We start from the raw sequence: 20,780 nt of genomic DNA on the forward strand, positions 1-20,780 counted from the left end.
ATGCTTAGTTTGCTGCTAACGTCCGCGATACGGTGCGGCGAGCGGTTCGCCAATAAATAGCCCCTGTGTTGGCCACGCAACACTCTTCCAGTAGGCTTCGATGGCGCTGTTGCCGCTCAGGTAGTGGCGCAGCAGGACGGAGGGATTGGGGAACTTCTGCCAGTGGTTGCAGGGTTCGCTGACGGTGCCGTAGCTGGCGGTGGCGCCGGCCTCGAGCCAGCGCAGGCTGCTCATCTGGCTGTTGCCGAGCAGGTCGCCGCCGAGCGAGGTCAGGTGGTCGGCCAGAGCCCCGGGCACGAAGCCGAGGGTCTCGAGTTTGGCGACCTGGGCCATACCGGTCTGGTAGACCAGTACGTCCTTCACCCCTTCCAGCACGTCGGCCTGCATGACGCGGGTAGCCAGGCGGCGGCCCGGGATACGGCCGGGACGCGGGAAGAAACCGACACGGGTGTTGCGCGCCTTTTCCGAGGTGGCGAGATAGTAGGCGGTGGCGGGCACGGTACGAAAGCCCGCCGCGACGCCGCGGTCGATCAGCGCCTTTGCCTCCTGCACCGACTCGGTGGGCAGCAGCATCGAGATCCGCATCCCGTGCTCGCTGAAGGGTTTCGCCGATTTGCTGTTGAAATAGGCACTCGGCTGTCCAGGCGCGCAGGTCCTGGCGCACTGGCCGCCGTCGAAGCCGAGGGTATAGGCGCCGGTGATCGAATTGCAGTCCACTGCATAGGGCGCGGTCCAGACCATCAGCACGGCCTGGACCCCGGGACCGAGCTGGCTGTCGATCTCCTCCTTCAGCAGGCGGAACTGGGCCGGGCTGATACTGCGCGGCTTGCCCGGAATGCGCACGTGTACCACGTTCGCGGCCGGGATATCGCGGCGCTTGCGGTAATAGGCGCCGACGGCGACGCTGTGCGGGTCGTCGTCATTGATGACGATGGCCAGTTGTTCGGGCTTGAGCGCGGAGGCGCTGGCGGCATGGGCGTCCGGCGCGCGGAGGACGCCGGCAAGGCACAAGGCCGCCAGGCAGCAGCAGAAGATGGCACGCAAAGGCGCACGCAAACGGGTTTGCAGGTTCAGTCGCATGGATCGGTCGCAAGGTGGACGAATGGCGGAGCCGGGCTCCGCCGCCATCATGCCACAGCTTGCCAAACCCTCAAGCGACGATCCGCACCTGCCCTTCGGCGCTTTTCAATGCTTGCGTGCCTTGCCGCCAGGGACCGCAGCGGCGCGCCGCCGCCATGCCGCCCAGCCCAGCACGCCCAGGCCGCCGACGAACATCGCCGTGCTGCCCGGTTCCGGCACCAGCGAGATCGAATACACCTCGAGCGCGTCGACCCGGAACAGCTGGCCGCCGGTGCTGCCGTCGATGATGCTGGTGCCCTCGGAGAGCCCGTCGCCATAGCTCACCTGCCAGGACAGCGCCGCGTTCAGGCGGTCGTTGACGAACAGGTCGGGCCCGGCGCCGAAGGTCGGGCCGTGGTTGGGTTCGTTGAAGGTCTGGCGCAGGCCGCGGTTCGGCAGGATGTCTTCGGACTGAACCTGGCGCCACAGCTTGGCGTCGGTGAAGTTGAAGATGAAGGCGGTGCGCTGCCAGTCGCGCGGGGTTTCGTGCCAGCCGTCGGTCGACGACCAGCTCTGCGGGTTGTAGCCGCCGACGATCCAGCTCTGGCCGAAATCGTTGGTCACCTGCAGCAGCGTGAAGTTCATGCCGGCGCCATCGGCGGCCGCATGGAAATCGCGCGAATTGTGACCCTGCTCGCGCGTATAGATGTTGCGCAGGTCCAGCGGACCGGCGCCGAGCCAGCGCTCGAGCTGGCCGTACAGGGTCAGGTCCAGCAGCGGCGTGCCGTTCTGGGCATGCGCCGCCGGCGCAACCAGGCCCAGGCTCATGCTGATGGCCAGGCTCGATGCCGCAAGCATTGTTTTCATGGATGCCCCCTCGCTCGGTTCAGTTGCGGGCATTGTATGCCCGCGTTCCGGAAGGGGTTCACACGGTTCCGCTATGCAAGCGAGCGCGGCGCTATCACGCGGCCGTATACGCAAGGTGGGCGGTCGAGCCGCCCACCTTGCTACTACACCGTTGAAGATCAGGCGCGCTGGTAGATATCCTCGAAGCGGACGATGTCGTCCTCGCCGAGGTAGCTGCCGGACTGCACCTCGATGAGATGCAGCGGCATCTTGCCCGGGTTTTCCAGGCGGTGGGTGATGCCGATCGGGATGTAGGTCGACTCGTTTTCCGACAGCAGGCAAACCTTCTCGCCGCAGGTCACGCGCGCAGTGCCCGACACCACGACCCAGTGCTCGGCGCGGTGGTGGTGCATCTGCAGCGAGAGCTTCTCGCCCGGCTTGACGGTGATGCGCTTGACCTGGAAACGGTCGCCCGCATCGATGCCTTCGTAGTGGCCCCACGGACGATAGACGCGCGTATGATGCAGGTGCTCGGTACGGGCCTTGGACTTGAGGTGGTCGACCACCTGCTTGACGCGCTGCACCTGGTCCTTGTGGGTGACCAGCACCGCGTCCTGGGTCTCGACCACGACCAGGTCTTCCACGCCGACCACGGCCACGATGCGCGATTCGGCGCGCACCAGCGAGTTCTTCACGTTGTCCAGGTAGACGTCGCCGCGCTGGGCATTGCCGTTGGCATCCTTCGGCTGCACCTCCCACAGCGCCGACCAGGAACCGACGTCGTTCCAGCCGATGTCGGCCGGTACCACGGCGGCATCGACGGTCTTTTCCATCACCGCATAGTCGATCGAATCGGACGGGCTGTCCGAGAAGGCCTTTTCTTCCAGGCGGCAGAAGTCGAGGTCGCGGTAGCCCGTGCTGACGGCTTTCTCGGCAGCGTCGGCGATGGCCGGCGCGTGCTCCTGCAGCTCCTTGAGGAAACGCTCGGCATGGAACATGAACATGCCGCTGTTCCAGTAGTAGCCGCCCTCGTCCAGGAAGCCTTGCGCGGTAGCGGCATCCGGCTTCTCGACGAAGCGCGCCACCTTGTAGCAGTCGCCGCAACCGGCCACCTGTTCGCCGCGGCGGATGTAGCCGTAGCCGGTTTCCGGGGTCTTGGGCACGATGCCGAAAGTGGCCAGGGCGCCCTGCGACACCAGCGTGACGGCGCGCTCGACCGCGTCGCGGAAGGCGGCGCCGTCCTCGATGACGTGGTCGGCCGGCAGCACCAGCATGATGGCTTCCGGGTCGATCGCCTTCAGATAGTAGGCAGCCGCGGCCACCGCCGGGGCGGTGTTGCGGCCGACCGGCTCGAGCAGGATGCCGAGCGGGGTGATGCCGGTCTCGCGCAGTTGTTCAGCCACCATGAAGCGGTGGTCGTTGCCGCACACGACCAGCGGCGCCATCACTCCCGGCCATTCAGCCACCCGCAGCGCAGTTTCCTGCAGCATGGTCCGGTCCGCTACCAGCGGCAGCAGCTGCTTGGGCAGCACGGCGCGCGACAACGGCCACAGACGGGTACCGGCGCCGCCGGAGAGGATGACTGGATAAATTTTCATGCGCTTGCTTTCTCTTTGATCTTTTGAATTGCGTTCTGGGCTACGCCATCGATTTCCTTGCGGACCGAACGGCGGCGGTCGCGCGCATTCAGCCATTCCTGCGAAGAATACTCGGAGGCATGCTTCATCTCGCCCTTGCGGTCGACACTGTAGTCCTTGAAGACGATCATTTCGTGCAATGTTACATCATGCAACACCCGTGTGTATTCGAACAACACACTGCGCACGATCTCGGCGCCTTCGCAGATGTGGCTGCCGTGGCCGATCCAGGTCGGGCCGACGATGCGGGCGCCGGCTTCGATCTTGACGTTGGAGCCGATGTAGACCGGGCCTTCGATGGTGGTGCCTTCCCAGTCAATGCTGGTGTTCAGGCCGGTCCAGACGCCCGGCTCGATCTGGATGCCCGGCACGTCCATGTGGTTGACCTCGCCGGTCAGCACGGTCTGCAGCACTTCCCAGTAGTCGCTCATGGTGCCGATGTCGAGCCAGTTGAAGGGGCGGCCCTGGGCATAGAAGGGCAGGCCGCGCTCGGCCAGCAGCGGGAACAGTTCCGAACCGATGTCGAAGGGCACGCCCGACGGAATCAGGTCGATGACTTCCGGCTCGAAGATGTAGATGCCGGTAGAGATGAAGTTGGACTTGGCTTCGGCTTCGCTCGGCTTCTCCTGGAACTCGGTGATGCGGCCTTCCGCGTCGGTGACCACCACGCCATAGGACGAGACCTTGTCCCACGGGACTTCCTTGGTGATGACGGTGGCCATCGCGCCCTTGCGGCGGTGCTCAAGCAGCGCGGCCTTTAGGTCGAGGTCGATCAGGGCATCGCCGCACAGCACGATGGTGGTGTCGTCGAAAAAGCCGCCGAATTCCTGGATCTTCTTCATGCCGCCGGCCGAACCGATCGGCTCGGGCACGACCTCGCCCTCGTTGTTGATGTAGCCCTCGAACGAGTAGCCGATCTGGACGCCGAACTGCTCGCCTTCACCGAAATACTCCTCGATCTTTTCGTGCAGCCAGCTGACGTTGACCATGATTTCGGTCACGCCATGCTTTTTCAGGTGTTCGACGAGGTAGGCCATTACCGGTTTGCCCAGCAAGGGGATCATGGGTTTTGGCAGGTCATAGGTAAGCGGGCGCACACGCGTGCCCTTGCCTGCAGCGAGAATCATGGCTTTCATCAGACCGTCCTTTACATATGGATTGTTTGGCAGTGCTTATTTGGCAGTGGTTTGGTAGCGCCACACGTCGGCGCACATCTGGGCGACATCGCGCTCGGCAGTCCAGCCCAGCTCTTCGCGCGCCTTGGCCGGGTCGGCGTAGCACTGGGCAACGTCGCCGGGGCGGCGGTCGACGATCTGGTAGGCAATCTTGCGGCCGCAGGCTTGCTCGAAGGCGCGCACCATTTCCAGCACGCTGTTGCCGCGGCCGGTGCCGAGGTTGTAGGTGACGATGCCCGGCTCCTTCGCCAGGCGATCGAGGGTCTTCACGTGGCCGATCGCGAGGTCCACCACGTGGATATAGTCGCGCAGGCCGGTGCCGTCCGGGGTGGGGTAGTCGCCGCCGAACACGGACAGCTTCTCGCGCTGGCCGTTGGCGACCTGGGCGATGTAGGGAACGAGGTTGTTCGGGATGCCGTTCGGCTCTTCGCCGATCAGGCCGCTCTCGTGGGCGCCGACCGGGTTGAAGTAGCGCAGCAGCGCGATGCGCCAGTCGGGTTCGGCCTTGGCCAGGTCGCGCAGGATGTCTTCGATCATCAGCTTGCTGCGGCCGTAGGGGTTGGTGGCCGAGAGCGGGAAGTCTTCGCGGATCGGCACCGAGGCCGGGTCGCCGTACACGGTGGCGGAGGACGAGAACACGATGGTCTTCACGCCGAACCTGGCCATCGTCTCGAACAGGATCACGCTGCCGTTGACGTTGTTGTCGTAGTAGCGCAGCGGCTGCGCCACCGATTCGCCCACCGCCTTCAGGCCGGCGAAATGGATCACGGCGTCGACCTTGTGGGCGCCGAAGATGCGCTCCATCGCCGCGCGGTCGCGGATGTCGGCTTCCTCGAAGACGAAGTTCTTGCCCGTGATGCGCTGCACCCGCTCCTGCACCGACGAGACCGCGTTGGACAGGTTGTCCACCACGACCACCTCGTGGCCCGCGTTCTGCAGCTCGACGACGGTATGCGAGCCGATGTAGCCCATACCGCCAGTAACCAGGATCTTCATTGTGTTTCTCTCTGTGATATATGAAATGTATTAATAATGTGGCAATCAATAGCGTAGCATATCACCCCCGTAGCGAAAACCCACGCACAAAACGGCGCCGGCCGCCAGGAAGCGGTCCGGCACGATGATGCGGTCTCCGCATACTCTTGTCTTGGGGTTTTTTGTATTCTTGTGCGGGCGGCTTCTGCGGCCGCCCTATCCCTGACCGGCCTGCCTGCCCTTGAGTGCTTCCTTGCAGAACAGCCCGATGAAGGCCATGTCTTCGATGAAGTAGCGCCGGAACATGCGGCGCGGCTCCTGCAGGAAACGGTAGAACCATTCGAGCCCGGACTTCTGCATCCACAGCGGGGCCCGCTTCACCTTGCCGATCGCGACGTCGAAGGTGCCGCCGACGCCCATCGCGAAGGGAATTCGCATATGGGCCTGGTATTTACCGAGGAATTGTTCTTTCTTGGGCGAGCTGATCGCCACGAACAGCAGGTCGGCATTACTTAGACGGATCTGCTCCGCCACCGCACGCTCTTCCTCCTCGCCCTTCCAGTAGCCGTTGCGGTAGCCTGCCAGCCTGAGCGCCGGGTACTTGCGGGTATAGGTCTCGGCCACCTTGCTGACGACTTCCTCGCGCGCGCCCAGCAGGAACACGCGCCAGCCCTTCTCGCCGGCGCGCCGCATCAGGGCCTCGAACAGGTCGACGCCGGCGACCCGCTCCTTGAGCGGCTTGCCGAGCAGGCGCGAGGCCCACACCACCGGCATGCCGTCCACGTTCACCAGCGCGCAATCGTTGATGATCTGCCGCAGTTCCGGGTCGCGGCTGGCCTTGACCAGCTTGTCCACGTTGACCACCACGTGCTGGTGGGGCAGCCCGGACTGAATGAAGCCCTCGACCTTGCCCAGCGTTTCTTCCATCGTCAGGTTATCGACCTGGCAGCCCATCAGGGTGATGCGGTCGTGGGTGGCTTGCGTGGTGTGTGCGTTCATGCGGCTTCCTTTGCAATGGGGGTGGCATCGCGTGCCGCGAGTTCCCTTGCCAGGACCGCGACGATGCGCTCGGCCGCCCGGCCATCCCACAGCTGCGGCCGGCGGCCCTGCTTGCCTTCGCCGCGCAAGACCTTCCTGGCTTCGCGCACGATGGCTTCGGGATCGGTGCCGGCCAGCACGTTGGTGCCTTCGTCGACCGTCACCGGACGTTCGGTGTTCTCGCGAATCGTGATGCAGGGCACGCCCAGCGCCGTGGTCTCTTCCTGCAGGCCGCCGGAGTCGGTGAGCACCACGGCCGCGTCCTTCCACAGGTTGAGGAAGGCCATGTAGGCCTGCGGGCCGGCCAGGGTGACATTGGGGCCGAGGTCGATGCCGAATTTCTCGATGTTGGCGCGGGTGCGCGGGTGGACCGGGAAGATCAGGGGCAGGTCCTGCGCGATCTCCTTGAGCGCGCCGGCGATGCGGGCGAAGGTGGCCGGCTCGTCGACGTTGCTGGGGCGGTGCAGGGTCACGACGCCGTAGCGCCCCTGCTGCGCCTTGAAGGCGCTGGTCTCGAATCCGGAGGTGTCGGCCTGCGCCAGCTTGTCGGCCTGGTACAGCACGTTGTCGACCATCACGTGGCCGACGTAGTGCACGCTCGATTCCGCCTTGCCCTCGCGGCGCAGGTGCTCGCAGGCGGCCGGTTCGGTGGCGAAGAACCAGTCCGAGATGCTGTCGGTGACGAGGCGGTTGATTTCTTCGGGCATGGACATGTCGCCGCTGCGCAGGCCGGCCTCGACGTGGGCCACCGGGATCTGCAGCTTCTTGGCCACGATCGAGCAGGCCAGGGTCGAGTTGACGTCGCCCACCACCAGCACCGCGGCCGGGCGTTCCTTCTCGCACAGTTCCTCGAAGCCCAGCATGATCTTGGCGGTCTGCTGGGCGTGGCTGCCGCCGCCGGCGGCCATGAACACGTCCGGCTGCGGGATGCCGAGTTCCTCGAAGAAGACGTCGTTCATCTCGCGGTCATAGTGCTGTCCGGTATGGATGATCTTGAAGGACAGGCCATTCCCGGACCGGGAAGCCTGGAGCGCACGCACGATCGGTGCGATCTTCATGAAGTTGGGACGGGCACCAGCAACGAGATATATCAGCATCGGGAATTTCCTAATGATAACTTTTTGTTAATGCAGGAACGTTATTGTAAACCTGCATTCGACGGGGACGGCGGACGATACCGTCGTGATACGAAGCACTTCGCAGGGGCGCTTCGATTCATAGGTGCGCGAGCACCAGCCGAGCGGCGGGTTCTCGGCGCCGCGCACCAGTTCGAGCTGCAGGTCGGCGCCGCTGGCCTGCATCTGCAGCACGAAACGCTTGCCGCGCACCGACAAGCCGTGGCTGGTCAGGCGCACGTCGAGCTCGGGCGCGAAGTGCCAGAACAGCTCGACCTTGTGCTGCTTGCGCGCCGAGACTTCGTCGCGCACGGTCAGGGTATTGCTGGCGCCGTCGAAGCGCACGCTGCGCATGTGGCGCACCGGGTCCGACAGGCGGGTATAGCCGTCGTGCGAGCCGCGGAAGTCGAAGTCGTTCGGGCTGCTGGGCATGCGGTCGATCCGGGCCTGGGCCTTGCGCAGCCACATGAAGCGCCCGCCGCTGACGGACTGGTCCTGGCCGTCGATGCGCACCGTGTTGTGGGCGGAGGTGCCGCGGAAGTAATCGCGCCACTTCTGATCCTGCCAGTAGGAATAGGTGCCGGGATCGATCAGGCACTCCTCGCCGGCCACCGAAAGCGTCATCGCCAGCGCGTCGGCATGGCCGTGGGCGGCGATGCCGAGGTAGCCGAGCGGGCCGCAGTCGAGCATGCCCTTGATTTCCTGGTGCTCGCCGAAATGGTTGCCGAACAGCAGGTAGCCGCCGTCCGGGAAGGCCCAGCCGCTGTCGACCTCGTGCGGGTCGCAGTCCGGGCGCGGGCCGGGCAACGCGTGCAGCAGCCAGCGCACGCCCGGATGGTTGTCAGAATGGGCGCCGAACACGGTGTCGCCCAGCGCCAGCAATTGGGCGGCGCGGTCCATGCCGGAAGCGTCGAGGCGGAACACGCAGCCGTCGTCGGCATCGCCCACCGCCGGCACCTTGCCGCCAACGTCGCGCACCGAGCGCAGGAAGCGCAGCGCGCGCTGCAGCGAAGCCCAGTACGGGCGCGGGAAGGGCTGGCCGCAGGCCTGGCCCATCAGGCCGGCGACGAACAGGAATTCGCTCGAGAAGATGTGGTAGGCAAAAGCCTGCTCGCGGTTGACGCCGTCGCGCGAGAATTGCAGCACGGCCTCGTGCTCGAGCTCGCGGCGGGCCTGCTCCAGCCACTCGGCCGACTCTTTCCAGCACGGCCAGGTGCTGGCGCCGACATACAGGCCGGCCAGCTCGCCGATCAGGTGGTTGTTGGCCGAGGAATGGCGCGACAGGTGGCGCGCGATGCTGCGGCAGTGGGCGTGGATGCTGCCCTGCCAGTCTTCGCGCAGCTTCTGCCCGGACTCGCCTTCGAACAGAGGACTGTTCTCGCCGCCCACCAGCTGCCACACCAGGCTCCAGTTGATCAGGCGGATGCCCAGTTCCAGCGAACTGGTCCAGTTGGGGCCGGTGAGCGGCGGGCACTGCTCCAGCCAGCTGCGCAGCTGCTGCTCGAGCGCATGCAGCCAGCGCGGGTCGCGCGTGATTGCCCAGGCCTGGGCCAGCCGCACCAGGTGCAGGTGGCGGTTCAGCTCCCACACGTGCTTGATGTCGCCGACCAGTTCGCGGTTGGTGATCGGGATGTCGCCGGCATAGACCGAGGGGCCCACGACGCCGGTGTCGGGATCGCGGTTCCAGGCGGTGGGCACGCCGACGTCGAAGCGGCGCTCGGCGAACAGCACCACGTGGCCGGCGCAGATGCGGTCGGCATCGAGCAGCAGCGCCTCGATCTCGGCACGCTCCAGGGTGGGGGCGCCGCTCACGGCCAGCGTGCGCGCGCGCGGCAGCGGCGCGGGCGCCGTGCGGCCGGCCATGCGCCGGCCCATTTTGGTGGCGGCCGCCTGGCGGACACGGTAGCCCACTTCGGCGACCGACATGCAGCGCAGCCGGTTCACCAGCCATCCCAACCTCACTGTTGCGTTCATAGCTCTCCCCTCACCCTGCGATGTGTCGCGATGTTCTAGTTAGCTGCGCAGCTCCCGCAGTTGCCTGTACACCGCTGATATTTGTCCGATCACGACGCCGGACTCGAATTCCTGTTCGATGGTGGCGCGGGCGCGCGCACCCAGGCGCCTGCGCTCCGCCTCGTCGCCGAGCAGGCGTCCGAGGGCGGCCGCCAGCGCGGCCACGTTGCCGGGCTCGACCATCAAGCCGTTGTCGCCGTCGCGCAGCGCATCCGGGATGCCGCCGACGCCGGTGCTGACCACCGCCTTGCCGGCCGCCATCGCCTCCAGCAAGGCCATCGGCAAGCCTTCGGCATGCGACGGCAGGCAGAAGATGGATGCACGCGCCAGTTCCTCCTGCTTGCGCTGGGCCGTGACCCAGCCCAGCTCGGTAATGCGGTCTGCTACGCCCAGCTCGAGGGCGCGGCGCCTCGCCTTGTCCAGCTCGCCCTGGCCGCCGAGCGCCAGATGCGCATGCGGAAAACGCTCGCGCAGCAGCGCCAGCGCCTCGAGCAATTCATGGATGCCCTTGCGCGGCTCGACCTGGCCGAGGAACAGGATGCGGCCCGGCTCGGGCGCTTCTTGCACCGGCGGCGGCAGCGGCACGGAGTTCGGGATCACGACGACGCGCGCGCGTGGCGCGAAGCCCTCCAGGTAACCGGCCCAGCGGCTGGAGAGCGCGATGACGACCGAGCTTTTCTCGAGCGTGTGGCGGATCCAGCGCTGCATCAGCGGGCCGGAAGCCTCGATGAAACGGTCGAAGCAGGCGCCGTGCAGGTGAAAGACGGTGTTGGCGCCGCTCGCGCGCGACAGGGCCAGCAGCACCGACTTGCGCACGAAGCTGCCGTTCGAGGCGGCGTGCGCATGCACGACTTCGGGACGGCGTGCCAGGCAAACCAGGGTGCGCAGCAAGCCCTTGAAGGCGGCGCCGACCTTGGCGGCGCGGCTGCCTTCGGCATGGGTCGGCACGTAGCAGACGCCCTCGCGTTCGAACAAGCCGTTCTGGCGCAGCAGCGAGACCACAGTGGCGACACCGCCGCGTCCGCCAGGCTCGGTACCCAGCATGAGCACTTTCGGCGATGAGTGCGTCGCCGCTGGCGCTGCTGGTGCCGATGCCCGGTTCATGCCATTCGCCCTTCCTTCAGGTCCCTGCAAAGATATTTGCAAATTAGAAATTGTTTTGGATAGTACAACGGTATTTACTCCAGGAAGCGCACGATACGATGCCTGCCGGACTGAAGTGTTGCTTTTTCACTTCTGAACAGGCAGGATTTTTGTGTACGTTTCTACAACAATCCGACCCAGAATAGCATAGGTCCGGTGGCTTCTTACGTACGCTGGACCACGTTTCGCTAACTCGGCGGCGAGCGCCTTGTCCTGCAACAGGCGCCTGACCGCTGCCGCGAAGGGGCCGGCCTCCATCGGCGCGCACAAGCCCGCCCTGCTCTCGTCGATGACCAGTTGCTGGTCCGGGATGTCGTTGGCGACGCTGGGGATGCCCAGCGCCAGGTACTCGACCAGCTTGGTCGGCGAGGAGACGTCGAACAGGGTGCTGCGCGGAATCGGCGACAGCCCGACCTCGGCCCGCACCGCATAGCCTAGCGCTGTGCGCTGGGGCAGCCAGCCGGTCAGCAGCACGTGCTCGTCGATGCCGCGGCGCGCGATCTCGGCGCGCATCCAGGCCATTTCGTCGTTCGAGGCGGCGTCGCCGGCCAGCACCAGGAGCAGGTCGGGAAACTCGTCCTTGAGCTGTTCGGCCACGTCCAGCAGGAAGTCGGAGCGGCGGGCCTGGGCGATGCGGCCGAGATACAGGATGACGCGGCGGCCATCCAGGCGCGGATCGATGACTGGCTCCACGGTGCTGCGATCGAACAGCGCCGCATCGACTCCCATCGGCACGGCGGTCATGCGCGTGCGCTCGAAGCCCTGGTTCGCCATCCAGTCGGCCATGGCCTCGCTCTGCACGAAGATGTGGCGCGCTCCGGGGAGCACCAGCCGGTAGATGACGAAACGCGAGGCCCAGGCGCGCAGGGCATGGCCGCACCACAGCAGTCCCTTGCCGCGGCGGCCGATCTCGTCGCGCCGCACCTCGAAGCCTTCGACGATCGGGAAGGACATCCAGTAAACAAAGGGCACGCGCAGCACGGCGGCGGCGATCCGCCCGAGCAGGCCGGAGGCGATCTTGTCGCGCACCTGTATACAGTCGGGGCGCCCGCGCCGCCTGGCGCGCAGCAGGCCGCGCAGGTCCCACAGGGGCGACAAGACCGCGGCGAAGCGCGACTTCAGGCTGCCCACGGTGTGCATGCCGCCCGCCGGCCACGCCGCCCCGGCCTCGCTGCCCGCCTGGCCCACCAGTTCGGTATTCACGCCATAGCGCGGCATCTCGGCGCCGAACAGGGTGGCCAGGTCGGCGCGCAGCGGCGGAAGTGGATCACGGACGATGAAGGCGATGGACAGGGGCTTGCGCATACGTTTCTCAGGATGAGCGAGGCCAGCCGATTCTAGCGCAAGGTCTTGCGAGCACGGATCGGGCGCGGCACGCATATGTGCGCTAGAGCACACAGGCGGGCAAAAAGCCGGCTTTGCGCTCCTAGCGCATCGATGTGCGCAGCGCCGACGCCTCGAAATAGATCTGGCGAATCACCGGATGCGCGCTGGCAACCGCGGTCTCGATCCGGGCGATCGCCTGCTCGACCTCGTCGATGCGCATGCCGCGCCGAAATTGCACCGACGCCGCCAGCAGCACTTCCTCGGGCCCCATCTGCATGGTGCGCAGGCTGCTCACGCTGTCCAGCGCCGGCTCGCGGCGGAACAGCGCATACAGCGCCGCCAGCTGGTCGCGGTCGATGCTTTCACCGACCAGCAGGGCGCCGGTTTCACGCGCCAGCATGATGGCCGCGCCGATCAAGAGGACGCCAATCAGGACCGAGGCGACCGGGTCGGCGTACGGATTGTCGAAATAATGCCCTAGCGCGATGCCGAGCGCGGCGATCGCCAGTCCCAGCAGCGCGGCCGAATCCTCGATGAAGACCGTGAAGACCGAGGCATCCTTGCTCGCGCGGACCGCCTGCCATAGCGTCGTGCCGGGTTTGCGTACGGCATTCAGGGCCTTGCGCGACACGTTCCAGCTATAGCCTTCGAACAGCGCGGCGACGCCCAGCACGACGTAGTTCCACAGCGGGTCTTCCAGCGGCGGCGGGTTTTCCAGCGCATCGAGCCCGTGGTAGATCGACAGCCCGCCGCCCAGCGAAAACACCGACAAGGCCACGATCAAGGCCCAGAAGTACATCGACTTGCCATAGCCGAAGGGATGCTTGCGGTCGGCCGGGCGGCGGCTGCGCCGCTCGCCCAGCAGCAGCAGGAATTCGTTGCCGGTGTCCACGGCCGAGTGGATGCCTTCCGCCACCATGGCGGCGCTGCCGGTGACGCCGGCGACAATGAACTTGGCGGTCGCGATTCCGAGGTTGGCGACGATCGCGGCATAGATGACCTTCTGGGATCCGCGCCGCGGCGTCTCGCCTGCGCGGCCGGACTCCTCAGGCGGCGGCACGGCTTTCCTTCCACTGCACCAGTTGCGGCAGCAGGGCGGCGCTGGCCCGGCTGTCCAGCTTGCGGCAGAAATGGGCGTTCGAGGCGCGGATGCGCTCGAAGTCGCCGGCGTCCAGGACCTTGGGATTGCGCGCGCCCTGCTCCGGCCACTGCACGTAGCGGTAGTTATCCGACAGCACCCGGTCCGCAAAGCGCGAGCCCATCACCAGGGTCTGGAACAGCATCTCGTCCGGACACTGCACGGTGCGCAGGAAGCGCATCAGGCGCGGGTGGGCGTCGGCCAGGCGCAGCACCTCGGCCACGCAGTCGCGCGACAGGGCCCACCAGGACGATCCCCCATGCGGCGCGAAGCCGTCCGGCATGCTGCGCCGGCGCCCGGTGGCGCGCAGGACGCGGTTGGCCAGGCCGCAGGCCAGGCGCTCCAGGCGCCCTCCTCCTTCGCGATAGAAGAACTGGTAGCGGAACGCCACGTTCCAGCCGCCCGCGCGGATCGGCGCCGTCTCCAGCAGCTCATGGTCGCGCAAGCGAAGGAGCTCGCGCTTGAGCAGCGCATTGGGCAGCAGCGGGAAGTCCTGGGCGGAGAGGAAGATGACTTTGTCGAAGTCGGGCTGCTCGCGCAGGATCTGGCGCAGCGACACCAGGGTCGCCTGCACCTGCGAGAAGCCGCCCCAGCGCACGTCGATGCGCGGCGACACCAGCCGGGCCGCGCGATGCAGCGCGGCCGGGTCGAGCGCGCTCTTGCGGTCGAGGTGGACGTAGACGGTGAAGTCGGGGTCGGACAAGGCCGCGACCAGCGCATTGAGCTGGTCGACATCCTTGTGCGCACAGATCAGGAACACCTGCTTCATCGCTCTCTCCCGCCTTGGCGACCGCCAATAAAAAAGTCCCCTGCAGCCTGAGCCGCAGGGGACTTGTGCCGCGCGCCGAGTCTAGCATGGCGCGCGCAGATCGCAGCGCGAGGTTTAGTTGATCGTCACCGACTGCCCGCCCACGGTGACGGTACGCACCGAACCCGAGGTCGAGATGTTCACGGCCGGCTTCTTGCAGCCGACGTCGAGCAGCACCAGGTACTCGGCGGTGGCGTTGGCATCGGCCTTCAGGTAGAAGGCGCCGTGGTCTTCCACCACGTTGGTCTTGGCGCCCGGGCCGATCCACTTGGCGAAGTTGGCGTTGCCGTTCAGCGAACGCAGGCACAGCGACTGGTTGCCGGCCACCACCTTGACGTTCTGGCCGTTCTCGACCGTCATGATGACCGGCGTGTGGATGTTCCACTCGTAGGTGCGGGCCACGGTGCTGGACAGGCGGTCGCGCACCAGGATGGCGTTGCCGGCGTTGCGCAGGTGCCAGACCTGGCGCTTGGCCATGGTCAGCTGGCCACCATACGACGGGGTGGCGTCGCCTTCGGCATAGTCATAGCTCGGCTGGGCGGTGAAGGCGGTGATCCTGCCGTTGCGCTGCAGCTGCTCGCGGTAGCCGGTCACCATCTGGCCCTTGCCGCCGTCGAAGGTAATCGCGTTCTGCGAGCGGGTCTGGTGGTACCAGTCGGTCCAGTACGGCGAGCCGTACCAGTCGTACCAGCCGGCCTTGACCAGCATCGGCTGGCCGGCGATCGACAGCAGCAAGCCGTTCTGGTCGCCGTGGCTGTGGTTGAACGAGCCGTAGGGGCTGGACTTGAAGAAGGTCGAGATGCGCGAGGATGAGCCGAGGTCGCTGTGCATGGCGACCCAGCCGATGCTCGGGTAATAGGCCGAGTTCTGCGGCGCCTCCAGGTAGGTGGTGTAGCTCACCGGCAGCGGGTATTCGGCCTGCAGCAGCGACATCGCGTCTTCCATGCCGGTGGTGTTCTTCACGTACCAGGCGGCGCGCGGCGACCACATGCGGGTGGCGAAGGCGCGGAACACGCGCGCGTCCGGCTTGGTCTCGGAGGCGTCGCCGAAGGCGTGGGTGCGCGCGCCCGGCGGGGTGAATTCCATCGCGAAGTCGAGGAAGCCGAGGGTCCAGGGCTTGCCGAAGAAGTTCACGCCGCTGGCCTGGGTGAGCGGATCCCACAGGGCCAGCAGGTAGCCGGCCGCGTACTCGGCATAGGCGGTGCCGTTGGCATAGCCGCCTTCCGGGCCGCTCCACGGGTTCGGGCTCAGGGCATAGGCACGGAAGGAGAAGTCGAACCACTTCTCGGCGTCCGGGATGTCGCCCAGGGTCAGGGTCGAGATCAGGACCAGGAACACCAGGCTGGTGTTGCCGTGCGAGTCGAACGGGTACTGGTCGAGGCGGCCGTTGTCGCCGGCCAGGTTATTGTAGATCTCGGTGGTGCGGATCTTGATCGAACCGAGCCAGCGCGCCTTGCGGGTGCCGTCCAGCGCGCCGCCCAGCAGGTCGATGGTCTTGGCCAGGCCCCAGGCGATCTGGCGGGTAGCCTGGTCCTGGTTGGCGTAGCTGGTCGGGCCCGATGGATTGAGCGCGGCCAGCTCATCGCCGCGGCGCAGGGCTTCGGTCAGGTAGACGGTCTCGCCTTTCAGCTTGTACATCAGCGCCGCCGCTTCCATCTGGCGGGTCGCTTCGTTGATGCGCTGGCGCACGTCGGTCTGCTGCGAGGCCATGGCGGCGGTCAGCGGCGAGCTGATGACGATGTTCCAGCGCGAGTCTGTCAGGCTGGGCACGGCGCTGACCTGGGCCTTGACTTCGTTGCCGAGGCGGCTCAGGTAGGGTTCGAGCGTGGTGCGCTTGGCATAGTTCCAGGTCGAGAACGGGGTCACCGAGTTCGGCAGCGAACGCGGACGCGCTTTCGACAGGATGCGGCTGCGCAGGGTGGCGTTGTCCGGCACTTCGAACTTGGTCGACTTGCTGGTGATCGAGAAGTTGCGCGGGGTGGACCATTCGTTGCTGCCCACCGGGCGCACGCGCCAGGTGTAGTTGCCGAGGGCGAGCGCCTTGGTCGGCAGGTACCAGTTGCGGTCGACCACGGCGCGGGTCGGAGTGCCGCCCACCGGCGTGACCTCGACCTCGTAGCTGGCCGGACCGGCCGCGTGGCGGGCCCAGGTGAAACCAGGTGGATTCTGCGCCTGCACCGAGTTCATTTCTGGCTTGGCCTGCACGACCAGGGGATCGGTCGACTGGACCCAGTCGGCACGCGCGGAAACGCTCGCGAACAGCGAGGCGACGGCGGCCATCAGGACCAGGCTCTTCCGTTGAAATTGCATGTGGGTACTCCGAAAAAAATCTTGAAATCCGTGCGCCAGGCCGGGCTTGCCGGCAGGGCTTGAGAACGCTTGATGCTCTGAAGAAACGACTTACTTGAAGCAGTTATGCTACCCCAAAGTAAGTTGAGCACAGGCAAATTCCCCAAAGAAATCACAGATTTTTTGGTTGCTTTGCAGAAATCCCACGACAGAATTTCAACTTTTACCGAACAATATTTGCAGGCTTCTAACGGTCGTAAACCGCCTGAAAAGATAAAACTGCAAAGCTGTCAGAAAGCTACTGTTCCTCCAAACTTACGCAACGCTAGCCATTCTGCCTAATGCTGCTTGCTGTTGGATTCCTGCTTCGCTGGGACCGGTTTCACCCTGCGCTCGCGCGCCGGGTCAGAGCCGATCCCTCCACAGGCCGACACGGTGGAACTCACCGCCAGATTCTTCAAATTTATCGCCGCATTCAAGTCGCGCTCGTGCAGCGTGGCGCAGCCAGGGCAGCGCCACTGGCGCACGCTCAGCGCGAGCGCTTCCAGCTGGTAACCGCAGCACGAGCAGAGCTTGCTGCTCGGGTACCAACGATCCGCCACCATGACATGGCTGCCGCGCCGTGCGGCCTTGTATTCCAGCTGGCGCCGCAACTCGTGAAAACCCATGTCGCCGATGGCGCGCGCAAGGCTGCGCATGCCCAGCATGCCTCTCACGTTCAGGTCCTCGATGACGATTGTGTGGAAACGCCGCGTGATGCTGGTCGTGAGCTGGTGCAGGCCATCGCGCCGCAAGTTGGCGATGCGAGCGTGCAGCCTGGCCAGTTTCAGCTTTGCCTTGGTCCGATTGCGCGAGCCCTTCACTTTACGTGACAAGGCACGCCCGAGGCGGCGCAACTGCTTGAGCGAACAGCGCAGTGCCTTCGGTCCAACGACGGCTTCACCGTTGGACAGCGTGGCCAGCGTCTTCACGCCCAGGTCCACGCCCACCGCGCCTTGGTTTTCGGCTGGCGGCAAGGGCAGTCCATCGGCCATGTCGACGGTGATGCTGGCATACCAGTGCCCGGCCACGCGGGACACGGTTGTCGAGACAATATGACCGGCAAGACGCAGCGTTTCCCGCATGCGTACCCAGCCCAGTTTCGGAATGCAGATGCGCTTTTCCTCGACGCGGAACTGGTCGTTGGTCAAGGTAAAGCGGTCATGCCGGCCTTTCCTGCGCGGCCTCGGATAGCGTGCCCGTTTGGCGAAGAAGTTTTCGAAGGCACGGCCGAGCTGCATGATCGCCATCTGCGGCGCATTCTTGCTGACTTCCAGCATCCATGGGAACTGCTCATGCTTGATGGCGTTCAGGCGCCGTCGCAGGGCAGCCTCGTTCGGCTTTGGCAGTGCAGGATCAGCCAGGCTGGCCGCATACATCCGGCGCCACTCAGCCAGTGCCCAGTTATAGGCGAAACGGGCCGTTCCGGCGGCACGAGCAAGGTGGCTGGCCTGTGCCCTGTTCGGATCGAGCCGGATCCGGTGCGCCGTCAGCATTGCGCCTCCTGCACGGCCTGCCGCACCCCTTCGATCAGCTTGCGGTTCCGGTGGCTGCGGCTGCCGTAGAGCCGGGCTGAAAACACGGTGGTGATCTCCAGTACGTCATTTGCCAGGTCTTCCTCGAAGCTGCTGTCCTGCCCCGGGTTGATGATCACGACTTCGAGTTCGCGCGCCTCGCAGATGGCAAACACCAGTTCGGCACCAAAGCGCAACAGCCGGTCCTTGCGCGTAAGGACAAGACGTCCGGCCTGTCCATCCGGGATGCTGTCGAGCAAGGTTTTAAGCCCTTCTTATGACAGTTCATGCGCGAACCGAGGTCGGCGATGACGTCGAATGTCCAGCCCTGACTGGCGCAGTACAGCTCCAGCACCTGCTTCTGGCGCTCCAAATCCGCGTTCAGATCAACGCCGGACACGCGCGCATGCGCGATCGTGCGGCGTCATGCTGGCGCAGCATGGTTCGACTTGGGACGCAGGGTAGCGAGATCATAGCGCCGCTGGCCGCTCTGCGTAAGGGATGGGACAAGCTTGCCCCTGGCTTCCCAACGCCGCAGATGCTGGCCGAGACGCCTAAAACGCTCGCAGCAGTGGTAATGGGCACGAACCTATTCAAATTGAATGAGACTAGCCAAGGATAGGTAAGTTCCTTGTGAACTGTTAATCCCCTTTCATTGCGCCGGCACCGCGCGCGCCTCGGCCTGCAGTTCGCGCACCCGTTTCAGGTAGCGCAGGCAGTAAATACCGAAGGCCAGCGGCGCCTTGTCCATGTGGCGCCGGCGCACGTTGAATTCCTCCTGGCGCGCCTTCAGGCGGTTGGCCGAGGACACGCTGCCCGCATGGTCGCGGAACACGGTCAGGGGCTGGTCGATCATGGCCGGACGCGACTCGGCGCCCAGGCGCAGCCACAGGTCGATGTCCATCGCGTACTTAAGCTTCTCGTCGAAGGCGCCGACGCGCTCGAAGGCCGACTTGCGGATGAACACGGCCGGGTGCGGGATCGAGCTGCGCCCGGCCACGAAGGAGCGATAGGAAAAGACCGGCATCGCATAAGGCGGCACCATCTTGCCGTCCTTCAGCACCTGGATGTTCCCGTACACCCAATCCACCGGCTGGCCTGCCGCCCGGGCCTCGTCGAAGGCGCGTTTGACAGTGGCCAGCACGTCGGGGCCGTTGTAATAATCGTCCGAATGCAAATGGGCGATGTATTCGCCCTGCGCCGCTTCGATGCCCTGGTTCATGGCGCGGCTGATGCCGCCGCCGACGTCGCGCAGCACCCGCTTGTTGCCCGGATAGGCCGCGATCATGTCGAGGGTGCCGTCGGTGGAGCCGCCGTCCACGAAAATGTGTTCGTAGTCCTGGCAGGTCTGGGCCTGCACCGAGGCCAGGGTGTCGGCCAGGGTTGCGGCACTGTTCCAGGTGCAGGTAACAATGGAAAAAGTCGGCTTGGCGGCGACAGGGGTCGAAGCATTATTGTGCATAGAAGTCCACGATCTTGGGAAGGGCCTGGAAAACGTCCATCCCGGCGATTGCCGGCAATGGACGCGCCTGAGCCGGCTGCGCCAGTTCGTCGACCAGGAGCTCCACCAGCTCCTCCATCGACGTGGCCAGGCGCAACTGGCCGGAATAGGATTCGTAGACGGCAAGCTCGGGATTGCCGCCGCGCGCCAGCGCCAGGCAGGGTCGGCCCAGAGCCAGCGCTTCGAGGATGGTGGTGCCGCAGGGTTCTTCCCACACCGAAGGCACCACGCAGGCATGGCTGGTGGCGGTCAGGGCCACCACTTCCTGGTTCGGCTGCCAGCCGAGGAAGCGTATCTGCTCGCTCGCATACTCGGCTTCCAGGCGCGCGCGCAGCGGGCCGTCGCCGACCACCAGCAGCCGGGCCCCGGCAGGCAGCCGTCCGCGCGCCGCGGCCAGGAATTCGGCGAAGCCCTTGCCGGTATCGATGCGCCCGGCCAGCAGCACCTGCCCCGGCCTTGGCGCGCCGCTGCTGGCGGCCAGGCGCGCCAGCTTGCGGTAGTTGATGAAGTTGTGGATCACGCGCGAGCGCGACAGGTCGGCATGCGGCAGCGTGCGCAGGAACTGGCGGCGCAGGAAGTCCGACACGAAGATCGTCTTGTGCTGCGCGAAGCTGCGCTCGGTCTCGCCGCGGTAACGCGCCACCGCGTGGCCGGACAACAGGGTGCGCACCGGCCCCGGCGCCGCGTGGGCGCAGCCGGCGCAGGCCCGGGGCGAGGTTTCAAGGCACACGGCGTCGTCCTTGAAACGCAGGTGGGTCACGCATTCGCTGCCCTGGTCGTGGCGGGTCTGGACGAAGTTCAGGCCGGGGTCGACGTACAGCCCGGTCATCGGCAGGTGGCCGTGGTAGTGCACCACGTCGTAGTTGCCGATCCTGCGGGCATGCTCGGACAGCGCGCGCGCCACCCTGGCGGCGAACCAGGGCCGCTTGGCGGGATTGAAGAAGCCGAGCTGGGCTTCCTTCCAGCCGACCCGGCGGAAGTCGAAACCGGGGACGAACCGGCCCTGGAAGCCGATCTCCTCGGCGCTCCCGGGGTGGGCCCGGTCGGAGCGGCCCATGATGTCCACGTGGTGGCCTTCTTCGAGCAGGGCATTCGACAGCGTGACGACATGCTTGGCCAGGCCGCCGAGCTGGGCGCCCGGCAAATCTTCCGAGACCATCAGTA

The 20,780-nt window shown here is 65.9% G+C and carries 17 protein-coding genes and 1 pseudogene; 1 reads left to right on the forward strand and 17 read right to left on the reverse strand.

Annotated features, from left to right (window positions below):
- Nucleotides 1-15: 15 nt before the first annotated feature.
- The 9 genes from YWC_RS0107110 to YWC_RS0107150 all read right to left on the reverse strand — a co-directional run bounded on the left by YWC_RS0107110 (nucleotide 16) and on the right by YWC_RS0107150 (nucleotide 10,902).
- Nucleotides 16-1,080, reverse strand: coding sequence for a TIGR03790 family protein (locus YWC_RS0107110; protein WP_027864746.1), 1,065 nt, complete (start codon nucleotides 1,078-1,080; stop codon nucleotides 16-18).
- 105 nt (nucleotides 1,081-1,185) lie between these two features.
- Nucleotides 1,186-1,926 (reverse strand): PEP_CTERM-anchored TLD domain-containing protein, encoded by a 741-nt coding sequence (locus YWC_RS0107115; RefSeq protein WP_036213515.1) that lies wholly within the window; start codon nucleotides 1,924-1,926, stop codon nucleotides 1,186-1,188.
- Nucleotides 1,927-2,084: 158 nt separating this feature from the next.
- The gene (locus YWC_RS0107120) at nucleotides 2,085-3,503 is read right to left on the reverse strand and encodes a mannose-1-phosphate guanylyltransferase/mannose-6-phosphate isomerase (protein WP_027864748.1); all 1,419 of its coding nucleotides are present in this window, start codon (nucleotides 3,501-3,503) and stop codon (nucleotides 2,085-2,087) included.
- Entirely contained in the window at nucleotides 3,500-4,678 is a 1,179-nt protein-coding gene (locus YWC_RS0107125; RefSeq protein WP_027864749.1) for a nucleotidyltransferase family protein, read from the reverse strand. The genes YWC_RS0107120 and YWC_RS0107125 overlap by 4 nt, the downstream gene beginning before the upstream one ends.
- Nucleotides 4,679-4,714: 36 nt before the next feature.
- Complete coding sequence (gene galE, locus YWC_RS0107130) at nucleotides 4,715-5,713, reverse strand: UDP-glucose 4-epimerase GalE (RefSeq protein WP_027864750.1); 999 nt, start codon at nucleotides 5,711-5,713, stop codon at nucleotides 4,715-4,717.
- 195 nt (nucleotides 5,714-5,908) lie between these two features.
- Entirely contained in the window at nucleotides 5,909-6,691 is a 783-nt protein-coding gene (locus YWC_RS0107135) for a WecB/TagA/CpsF family glycosyltransferase (protein WP_229413034.1), read from the reverse strand.
- Nucleotides 6,688-7,827: a non-hydrolyzing UDP-N-acetylglucosamine 2-epimerase gene (gene wecB / locus YWC_RS28615; protein ID WP_051306299.1), complete on the reverse strand. Its 1,140-nt coding sequence runs from the start codon at nucleotides 7,825-7,827 to the stop codon at nucleotides 6,688-6,690. Before wecB ends, YWC_RS0107135 begins: the two co-directional genes overlap by 4 nt.
- Nucleotides 7,828-7,854: 27 nt before the next feature.
- Nucleotides 7,855-9,819, reverse strand: coding sequence for a heparinase II/III family protein (locus YWC_RS0107145; RefSeq protein ID WP_027864752.1), 1,965 nt, complete (start codon nucleotides 9,817-9,819; stop codon nucleotides 7,855-7,857).
- A gap of 39 nt (nucleotides 9,820-9,858) precedes the next feature.
- On the reverse strand, nucleotides 9,859-10,902 hold the full coding sequence (locus YWC_RS0107150; protein WP_027864753.1) for a glycosyltransferase: 1,044 nt from the start codon (nucleotides 10,900-10,902) through the stop codon (nucleotides 9,859-9,861).
- On the opposite strand from YWC_RS0107150, the gene YWC_RS32710 reads away from it, so the two are divergent.
- On the forward strand, nucleotides 10,901-11,098 hold the full coding sequence (locus tag YWC_RS32710; protein WP_156923548.1) for a hypothetical protein: 198 nt from the start codon (nucleotides 10,901-10,903) through the stop codon (nucleotides 11,096-11,098). The two genes, YWC_RS0107150 and YWC_RS32710, sit on opposite strands and share 2 nt — an antisense overlap.
- Here YWC_RS32710 and YWC_RS0107155 read toward each other — a convergent pair.
- The 8 genes and pseudogenes from YWC_RS0107155 to YWC_RS28630 form a co-directional block, all read right to left on the reverse strand.
- Nucleotides 11,089-12,306 (reverse strand): glycosyltransferase, encoded by a 1,218-nt coding sequence (locus tag YWC_RS0107155; RefSeq protein WP_027864754.1) that lies wholly within the window; start codon nucleotides 12,304-12,306, stop codon nucleotides 11,089-11,091. The genes YWC_RS32710 and YWC_RS0107155 overlap by 10 nt on opposite strands.
- Before the next feature lie 121 nt (nucleotides 12,307-12,427).
- Nucleotides 12,428-13,387, reverse strand: a complete 960-nt coding sequence (locus YWC_RS28620; protein ID WP_051306300.1) for a cation diffusion facilitator family transporter — start codon at nucleotides 13,385-13,387, stop codon at nucleotides 12,428-12,430.
- Entirely contained in the window at nucleotides 13,374-14,234 is an 861-nt protein-coding gene (locus YWC_RS0107165) for a beta-1,6-N-acetylglucosaminyltransferase (RefSeq protein WP_027864755.1), read from the reverse strand. Before YWC_RS0107165 ends, YWC_RS28620 begins: the two co-directional genes overlap by 14 nt.
- Before the next feature lie 114 nt (nucleotides 14,235-14,348).
- The gene (locus YWC_RS0107170) at nucleotides 14,349-16,583 is read right to left on the reverse strand and encodes a DUF4962 domain-containing protein (protein WP_027864756.1); all 2,235 of its coding nucleotides are present in this window, start codon (nucleotides 16,581-16,583) and stop codon (nucleotides 14,349-14,351) included.
- 317 nt (nucleotides 16,584-16,900) lie between these two features.
- Complete coding sequence (locus tag YWC_RS0107175) at nucleotides 16,901-18,097, reverse strand: RNA-guided endonuclease InsQ/TnpB family protein (RefSeq protein WP_027864757.1); 1,197 nt, start codon at nucleotides 18,095-18,097, stop codon at nucleotides 16,901-16,903.
- Nucleotides 18,091-18,712 (reverse strand): annotated as a pseudogene (locus tag YWC_RS28625) (IS607 family transposase). Before YWC_RS28625 ends, YWC_RS0107175 begins: the two are co-directional and overlap by 7 nt.
- 55 nt (nucleotides 18,713-18,767) lie before the next feature.
- On the reverse strand, nucleotides 18,768-19,577 hold the full coding sequence (locus YWC_RS0107185; protein WP_084416343.1) for a glycosyltransferase family 2 protein: 810 nt from the start codon (nucleotides 19,575-19,577) through the stop codon (nucleotides 18,768-18,770).
- Entirely contained in the window at nucleotides 19,567-20,775 is a 1,209-nt protein-coding gene (locus YWC_RS28630) for a glycosyltransferase family 4 protein (protein WP_229413035.1), read from the reverse strand. Before YWC_RS28630 ends, YWC_RS0107185 begins: the two co-directional genes overlap by 11 nt.
- Nucleotides 20,776-20,780: the final 5 nt, after the last annotated feature.

Source organism: Massilia alkalitolerans DSM 17462 (genome assembly GCF_000427785.1).
GTDB classification, from domain to species: domain Bacteria; phylum Pseudomonadota; class Gammaproteobacteria; order Burkholderiales; family Burkholderiaceae_D; genus Telluria; species Telluria alkalitolerans.